The sequence below is a fragment of the Rodentibacter trehalosifermentans genome, from assembly GCF_002000545.1.
In the GTDB taxonomy this organism is placed as follows: Bacteria; Pseudomonadota; Gammaproteobacteria; order Enterobacterales; family Pasteurellaceae; genus Rodentibacter; species Rodentibacter trehalosifermentans.
Window position 1 is genome coordinate 34225 of record NZ_MLHL01000068.1, and the last position, 7481, is coordinate 41705.

Sequence of the window (7481 nt, forward strand, 5' to 3'; positions counted from 1 at the left end):
AATTCTCCTAATCTAATTTCATTTTGGTTGCTTTAATATTTAACAATGCCAATCCCCCCACTAATAAGAAGATAAGGGTCGCAATGGCGGCGGCAAGTCCGAAATCCTGTGTTCCGCTGCCCTCAAAGGCAATACGATAGGTGTAGCTTACCAATAAATCGGTGTAGCCTGCCGGCGTGGTGGTGCCAATCATATCCGGACGACCGTTAGTCAATAATTGGATCAACACAAAGTTATTAAAATTAAAGGCAAAACTTGCAATCATTAACGGCGTTAACGGTTTTAACAAGAGAGGGAAAGTGATTTTAGTAAAATTTTGCCAAGTGGATGCTCCGTCCATTGCGGAGGCTTCATAAAGATCCTGCGGGATGGCTTTGAGTAATCCCATACATAGAATCATCATATAAGGATAACCCAACCACGTATTCACAATCAGAATCATTATTTTGGCAAGGAATGGATCATTAAACCATTCCGGCGAGATACCGAAAAGATTATTTAGAATCATATTGATCTCACCAAAGCTCTGGTTAAATAATCCTTTAAAAACCAAAATAGAAATAAACGCCGGTACGGCATAAGGTAAAATCAGCAATAGGCGGTAAATACTTTTCCCCCGTAATGCTTCCCACTGCACGATACAAGCGAGCACCATACCAATAATTACAGTAAACACAACGGTTAAAACCGAGAAAATAATTGTCCAAATAAAAATTTGCACAAAGGGTTTTTGGATGCCTTCATCGGTAAAAATTTTCACAAAATTATGAAATCCCGTTGTCACCGTATAACCCGGCTCTAGGGTTTCAGTTTCCCATTCTCCTGCGGCATTAATGGCTTGGAAAAAGCCCTTGTCATCGTTGGCACGATAACGTTGCATGGTTTCGTTATTGGTTAAAATCTGCGTATTTTCATCATAGTTGTAACGCATTTTTTGCTCTGAAAATTGACGCAATGAACTCATTGTTAATTCATTTCCATCAGGCAATATAACGGTCATCGCTTGCAATGCAGAACGATTTTTTGTTACTACTTTTAATGGCGCACTTTCTCCTTCCGGAGCCGTTTTTTCTACCACATTTACCGGGGTGTCGGTCAATAAAATATTATCCGAAACAAAAACTTGATCTGTAGTTTTATTGTGTAAAACCAATTGAAAACGTTCATCGGTTTGCGGATACAATTTGAAATCATATTTGCTGCCGGAAAAATAATGCTGTTGGGTTAGTACATTAAGGGCTCGCTCAAAAGAAAGCTGATTTGTGCCACTATAATTGGTAAATGCAATCGCAATGGTAGCAACAAGCGGGAATAAAATGAAAATCACCATTCCCATCATTCCGGGAAAAACATAGCGCCAAGCATAGACTTTTTGACTGCTAAAAATATAGACACCGGATGTGAGGATCACTAGGGTTAGAAGTGCAAATAAATATTCTCCACGAGAATACATAAGCATAACCAGATAAAAATCAATCAGGAGAACAGCACCGATTAATAGCATTTTTAACCAGTTCATAGAAAATTTCGATGGAGCGGGATCAATGTTTTTTAGCATAATACACCTCGAAATGCTGAGAAATTAATTATCACATTTAAGTGATATAAAAAATGCGTGCCTATCCAATAAAATCAAACTTAAAACAGCGATAATTTTGACCGCACTTTTGGGAATATCCAAGACGGACTAGGCGGGTGATATACCCGCCTGAAGTAAGATTATTGTTTTTGAATTCTAGCTCGTGCATCATCCAATGCCGCTTTCACATCTTGACGACCTGAGACCGCATTAATAATCGCACTACGCTCTGCATACCAAAACGCTGTCATTTGCGGAATATTTGGCATAATTTCACCATTTTGTGCATTTGTCATTGTCGCAGCGATGCGAGAGTCTTTTGCCAATTGCGCTTGGTAAGATTTTAATGCGACCGCCCCCAATGGTTTATCCGCATTAACCGTTGCCAACCCTTCATCAGTCAGCAGATAATTTTCTAAAAATTCTTTCGCAAAGTCCTTATTCGGACTTGCCGCATTCACACCGGCACTCAATACCCCAACAAACGGCTTAGAGGCTTGACCATTTAATGTTGGGAGTACTGCTACACCATAGTTAATTTTACTTTTCTCAATATTTCCCCACGCCCAAGGACCGTTAATGGTTAAGGCTGTTTCACCTTTATTAAAACTCGCTTCCGCAACCGCATAGTCCATATCGGCATTGATCACTTTGTTTTTCACCATATCCACAACAAACTGTAACCCTTTTTGTGAACCCTCGTTATTTACGCCAATATCATTAGCATCATAACGACCGTTAGCATATTTAAATGCATAACCTCCATTTGAGGCAACCACAGGCCAAGTAAAATAAGGCTCTGCCAAGTTCCACATAATCGCATTTTTACCTTCTTTTTTCAGTTTTTTATCTAGCGCTAAAATGTCTTCCCAAGATTTCGGTGCTTCAGGTGTGAGATCTTTATTGTAGATAAGTGATAAGGCTTCAATCGCAACAGGATAACCAATCACTTTGCCGTTATAAGTTTCTGCATCCCAGGCGAAATCAACAAATTTATCTTTAAATTCTTGGCTTGGTTGTAATTCGGCGAGTAAACCGGATTGCGCATAGCCTCCAAAACGGTCGTGCGCCCAGAAAATAATATCCGGACCATCACCGGTCGAAGCAACCTGTGGGAATTTTTCTTCTAATTTGTCCGGATGTTCCACAAGAACGGACACCCCGGTATCAGCTTCAAATTTTTTACCGACTTCTGCAAGTCCGTTATAACCTTTGTCTCCGTTGATCCAAATAACCAATTTTCCTTCTGTCATCTTAGCCATCACGGAAGAAGATAAAACCAAGCCTGCAACAGCAGTTAAGGTGAATTTCAACAATGTTTTGCTCATAGTACACTCCTTGAGAGTTTATCAATAAATTTAGGGCGTTAAACATAGAAAGATAATCTTGTTTAATGAGGTCAAATTATCAATAAATATTCTCCTTTGTTATCATCCCTTTATCTACGCCCCCACGGAATTATCCTGCAATATTTCTAATATTTTTTTGTTTTGTGAAAAGGATCACATTTTTTAAATAATAAAATATGATCTAGCTCAAAGAATTAATAAAAAAATCCATTTTATTCTCCGCGAGTCCTGTAAATAGCAAAATGCCATACTTTTTTCTTCTAATCCTCAAAAAAATGATAAAAGGATGATTTTTTCTCGCTCGAGATAGGCAATGATGTATGCCCAAAGAAAACAATTGATGTTGATGAGGTTTTGTTATGGCCAATGTATCACTACGTAATGTCAATAAATCCTATGGGGATATCCACATTTCAAGAAATGTTAATTTAGAAATTAACGAAGGTGAATTTGTCGTATTTGTCGGACCTTCAGGTTGTGGAAAGTCAACATTATTGCGAATGATTGCCGGACTTGAAGATATTACAAGCGGTGATTTGTTCATTGGCGAGAAGCGAATGAACGACGTGGAGCCGGCAAAACGTGGTATTGGGATGGTTTTCCAATCTTATGCGTTATATCCTCATTTAAATGTCGCCGATAATATGTCATTCGGTTTGAAATTAGCGGGGGTGAGCAAGGAAGAGCGGGATCAGCGTGTTAATCAAGTCGCTGAAATATTACAGCTTGCCCATTTACTTGATCGAAAACCTAAAGCACTGTCAGGTGGTCAACGCCAACGGGTTGCAATTGGTCGAACCTTAGTTTCACAACCCGAAGTTTTTCTATTAGACGAACCGCTTTCAAATCTTGATGCCGGCTTGCGTGTACAAATGCGGGTTGAGATCTCCAAATTACATAAAAAATTGGGCCGTACGATGATTTATGTCACCCACGATCAGGTGGAAGCGATGACCTTAGCGGACAAAATTGTTGTGTTACAAGCCCTTGGAAATAATCCTGATATCGCCACCAATGTCGCTCAAGTCGGCAAACCATTAGAACTTTATCATTATCCGGCAAATCGCTTTGTTGCCGGTTTCATTGGCTCACCAAAAATGAATTTCTTACCGGTACGGGTCACCGCTGTAGAGCCTGAACGTGTCCGTGTGGAATTGCCTGACTCTAATCATCATACTTTCTGGGTTCCGGTGGAAGGCAAGGGGGTAAAAGTCGGTGAAATGTTATCTTTGGGTGTTCGCCCTGAACACGTGATCCCTGTCTCTCAAGCGGAAATTCGCTTACGTGGAATTGTTCAAGTCGTGGAATTATTGGGTCACGAAACCCAAATCCATCTTGAAATACCGGAAATTCGTCAACCGATATTTGTTTATCGTCAAAACGATGTGGTATTGGTCGAGGAAGGCGATGAAATTGAGATTGGCATTATGCCGGAACGTTGTCATTTATTTAAAGAAGACGGCACAGCTTGCCGCCGTCTGTTTAAAGAAATCGGTGTATAAACATTTACCCGGCAAGAACGGATGGGATTCTTGTCGGCTTTCATTTTGATCCTAAATTAACCAATAACAAAGAGAGAGTTATTATGAACAACAAAAAAACACTACTCGCAACTGCAATTGCAGGCGTATTAATGGCAACATCCGCAAGTGCGGTTGATTTTCATGGTTATGCCCGTTCCGGTATCGGTTGGACATCCGGTGGTGGTGAGCAATCAGCCTTTACAGTCAATGGCGGCGGTTCTAAATACCGTCTAGGTAATGAAGCCGAAACCTATGCGGAATTTAAACTAGGGCAAGAGCTCTATCAAGAGGGCAATAAATCCTTCTATTTAGATTCCAATGTGGCTTATAGTGTTAATCAACAAGGCGATTGGGAAGATACCAGCCCGGCTTTGCGTGAAATCAACGTACAATTTAAAAACTTCGCAGAGAGTTTACCGGGTGCAACATTATGGGCAGGTAAACGTTTCTATCAACGTCATGATGTTCATATGAACGACTTCTACTACTGGGATATTTCCGGTCCCGGTGCAGGGGTTGAAAACGTTGATTTAGGCTTTGGTAAATTATCTCTAGCAGTCACCCGTAATACTGAGCGAGATGGGGCTTACGGATGGACATATAACCCTTTAACCAAAAAATGGGATTCTAGTCAGGATAAAAACAAAGATGTTTATAACGATGTCTTTGATATTCGTTTAGCTGATTTGAAAGTCAGTGAAAATGGTCGTTTAGAAATCGGTTTTGACTATGGCAATTCTCATACCAAAAACCACGCATCCCGTGAACAAGGGGCAAGCAAAAACGGTTATATGGTCACTTTAGAACATACCCAAGGCGAATTTTTTGGTGGTTTCAATAAATTCACTGCACAATACGCAACAGATTCAATGACTTCTTGGAGTACCGGACATTCTCAAGGCGGTTCAGTCAATAATAAAGGTCATATGCTTCGCTTAATCAACCAAGGTGTGGTGTCCGCAACAGATAAAATCGAAGTGATGTATGCGTTAATTTATGAAAAAACCGACTTGGATAACAAACAAGGTAAAACGTGGTATTCTGCCGGTGTGCGTCCAATGTATAAATGGACGGATACAATGAGTTCATTGGTGGAAGTGGGTTATGATCGTATTAAAGATCAAGCCACCGGTAAGAAAAATGACCTGACCAAAGTAACCCTTGCACAACAATGGCAAGCCGGTTCAAGCATTTGGGCTCGTCCTGCTATCCGTGTCTTCGGTACTTATGCCCATTGGAATGATAAATTCAACACCGATGTGCGTACCGCTGCCGGCTACAAAGCAAAAGACAGTGAATTTATTGCCGGTGTTCAATTTGAAGCTTGGTGGTAATCACCGATTAATTATAGGGGGGAGTTGCTCTCCCCTTCTGTTTATGTCTATGAGGTTAATATGAAAAAAACACTTTTTTCTACCGCACTTCTATTGGCTAATATGTTAGTTGTTTTGCCAAGCGCTGCAACACCGAATCATATTAACTCTACGGTGTTATCACAATTAAATTGGAAAGATGTTCCCTACTCCGAAACACTCACCACCACATTAAACGCCCAACAAAAACAGAATTTCATTGTGCCATTCGCCGGTATGGAAAGCCCGGTTGCGGCATATCGTATTCCCGCCAATCAAGGCACACTGGAAATCCGTATTGCCAGCCCGGTTGCCAAAGATCACGTATTTATACCGAGCGCCATTGTTTTGGATAGTCAATTTAACATTGCAGCACGTTATTCTTCTTCAGATTTTAAATTTGAAGGTGAGCGGGGATTACAGCCTAATCGTTTTGTTGCAGAATTGAATTTAACCCCAGCGCCAAACCAAGATTATATTTATCTATTGGTTTATACCACAGCACAAGATGTACAAAAAACCACAATGGTTCCGCACCCGGCTAAAAGTTTTGCCAAGGCTACAGGTAAACAACCGCCGGCAATCGCAGATATTGAAGTAAAACATAGCTCTTACGGGGAAATCAGTGTCAATGTAACGGCAGCCGATGGCACACGCTTTATCGGTATCCCAACAGCGATTTTTAGCGGCAAGAAAAGCGAACCAAGCCAACCGGTAGGGCAAGCCGTTTCACAACCGGTACAAAAAACGACAACAAATACGAAAGCCGTTGTTACTGCCGTAGATAAAGAAACGGAAGCCTATTTCAAACAAGCAGTCACCAATGCGTTAAAACAAAATGATGTAAACCGTGCATTAAATCTTGTTAATGAAGCGGAAAAACTCGGTTTAACTTCACCACGAAAAATTTTCTTACAACAGGTTTCATCTAAATAATGCGATTTTGCTGCTTAAATTTTGCCACCTTTAAAAGGTGGCTTTTTTATTGAATCATCACCGTTAAGGTATTCACTGGCATAGGCGATCGATTCCCTTAGGATTGTTCTCTTCCTTTTTTGTGTGTTTTCGATTGAATAAACCAATCACAAAGCTCCGCTTAGCTGCATCAATACCACAATAAATAAAATTTTCGTTCATCATACCCCTTACATTTGGGTTTTAGCCCGGAAATTTTTCTGTTTTGGTGATGGAAATTATCTGCTTTCATTGCTACGATTCGATTTATTGCCTAGAGTGAGTGCGAGATGCAGATAATCGGGGTTATTACTATTTTATATTAAGTACAATATACAAAAGGGTATGAATAATTTATCATTGACACACTACTTTTGCTTACAGGTATTTATACCAAGTTTCGGGCGATCTTTGGATGAGATTGCGCTGTGATTGAAAAAGTGCGGTTGATTTTTAACATGCTTTAAAACAGTTTGAGAATCAACCGCACTTTTGTTTACAAGGTCAGCAAACGTAACCTGTGTGAAGCAAAAACTTAAACGGATACTATCTTACCTCATTTCATTTTAAAGGAAATCTCATGAATAAAAATCACTATAAAGTTATCTTCAGCCGTGTGTTAAATCAGCTTGTTGTGGTGTCTGAACTCGCAAAATCCCAACGCAAAACGGCGAATGAAAATCTTGGTGCGGAAATAAAAACAACATCAAATCTGACCGCACTT

6 protein-coding genes are annotated in these 7481 nt (G+C 40.2%); 4 read left to right on the plus strand and 2 right to left on the minus strand.

Going from position 1 to position 7481, the window contains the following annotated elements; translation table 11 throughout:
- Nucleotides 1-7: 7 nt before the first annotated feature.
- Nucleotides 8-1558: a maltose ABC transporter permease MalF gene (malF, locus tag BKK52_RS13395; protein WP_143531416.1), complete on the minus strand. Its 1551-nt coding sequence runs from the start codon at nucleotides 1556-1558 to the stop codon at nucleotides 8-10.
- Nucleotides 1559-1719: 161 nt separating this feature from the next.
- Complete coding sequence (malE, locus tag BKK52_RS11255; RefSeq protein ID WP_077415668.1) at nucleotides 1720-2907, minus strand: maltose/maltodextrin ABC transporter substrate-binding protein MalE; 1188 nt, start codon at nucleotides 2905-2907, stop codon at nucleotides 1720-1722.
- A 380-nt stretch (nucleotides 2908-3287) separates the two neighbouring features.
- Between malE and malK the strand changes: the two genes are divergently transcribed.
- The 4 genes from malK to BKK52_RS11275 form a co-directional block, all read left to right on the plus strand.
- Nucleotides 3288-4430: a maltose/maltodextrin ABC transporter ATP-binding protein MalK gene (gene malK / locus BKK52_RS11260; RefSeq protein WP_077478705.1), complete on the plus strand. Its 1143-nt coding sequence runs from the start codon at nucleotides 3288-3290 to the stop codon at nucleotides 4428-4430.
- Between the two features lie 83 nt (nucleotides 4431-4513).
- Nucleotides 4514-5785, plus strand: coding sequence for a maltoporin (locus BKK52_RS11265; RefSeq protein ID WP_077478706.1), 1272 nt, complete (start codon nucleotides 4514-4516; stop codon nucleotides 5783-5785).
- Nucleotides 5786-5845: 60 nt separating this feature from the next.
- A complete protein-coding gene (gene malM, locus BKK52_RS11270; RefSeq protein WP_077478707.1) occupies nucleotides 5846-6739 on the plus strand; it encodes a maltose operon protein MalM in 894 nt (297 codons plus the stop codon).
- A gap of 598 nt (nucleotides 6740-7337) precedes the next feature.
- Nucleotides 7338-7481, plus strand: a 144-nt coding sequence (locus BKK52_RS11275) for an ESPR domain-containing protein (RefSeq protein WP_208606161.1), incomplete at its 3' end; no start/stop codon positions are given.